Raw genomic sequence first — 1,299 nt, 5'->3', positions numbered from 1 at the left:
TACAACCTTTAGGGTGGTTTTAGCGGTGGGGCTCACCTGTTCCCATTCCGAACACAGAAGTTAAGCCCACCAGCGCCGATGGTACTGCTAACGCGGGAGAGTAGGTCGCCGCCAGTTTTTATTAAAAGTCTCATACTTTAATTAGTATGAGACTTTTTTTTGCGCTAAACTCAAGCATCACCAAACAAACCTACCCAAAGAGTTATCTTTGCCTATTGCCTATTGCCTATTGCCTATTGCCTATTGCCTATTGCCTATTGCAAAGCTCCGTAGGAGCGCCCTGTTAATAGCATTACAATGTGATGCAGAGATCATGAGCCCCGTAGGGGCGAGCTGTTAAAATATAAACTATTCTTTTTTTGTATCATTACGAGAATAGAAGCTAGTCTGTGCTGAGCTTGTCGAAGTAAAGCCAACTCATTTAATTAATGCAACCATTTTGTTTTTAACCATCTTACTTTTCTAGAATATCTTTGATGTTTTTCTTAAATATCACTTAACATCTTAAATCTTCTTAATGGTTAATATAAAATATTCATTTTATACTTTGATCGTCCATTTTAATCTAAAATTAAACTACTCTTTTTTGACAGCTTTACTTTAAACAGAGCGTTTGTCCTCCTGGAAGGATCTAAACCCCGTTGCAGCAAAACCAATGTCTTCACTTTTTATCTATCTATCAGGATAGGATTATCATCCTATCCTGATGTAAATCGCCACTTCGTGGCTCACGGATGTTTGGAAAATCAAAAGAAATTGATTTAAAACGTTCTCAGAAATAATAATTTAAAAAATAAATCAAGATTATTGAAGAACCATTTTTATCCACAGAAATATCCGTAACATCCACAATAGCCCATCACATCATCTTGAAAAATAAAAAATCCGGTTATCATTTTTCTATTCCCTTTTTTAATAAATATCCTACCTAGGCTAGATCCCTAAAGAGATTACAAACTGTATAGAGATCAATAATGGAAGAAAACAAAATTTAAAAATCAGGATAAAAATCTGCGCTCTCTGCAAAATCAGCGAGAGACTATCTGAATAATATATACTATTGTATTTTATTTAAAAAGTATAATCACTTTTAAAGGATTAAGTCCACCGATCATTTTAGGTCTCTTACCTTCAATTAAAAATGATAAAAAAATAATCAAAAATAATCTGAATTTTTTTGGAAGTTCTCTATATGCTTTAATTTTGCTAAAACACTAAAACACTAAAACACTAAAACACTAAAACACTAAAACACTAAAACACTAAAACACTAAAACACTAAAACACTAAAACACTAAA

At 32.9% G+C, this 1,299-nt stretch carries 1 rRNA gene; it reads left to right on the top strand.

Annotated features, from left to right (window positions below):
* Positions 1-9: 9 nt before the first annotated feature.
* Positions 10-117 (top strand): 5S ribosomal RNA (rrf, locus tag ABEG63_RS21495).
* The last annotated feature ends 1,182 nt before the right edge of the window (positions 118-1,299 follow it).

Origin of the sequence: Chryseobacterium sp. C39-AII1 (assembly GCF_039672645.1) — a bacterium.
Classification (GTDB): domain Bacteria; phylum Bacteroidota; class Bacteroidia; order Flavobacteriales; family Weeksellaceae; genus Chryseobacterium.
Note: the sequence above shows the minus strand (reverse complement) of the source record. Positions and strands in the feature narration are given on the sequence as shown.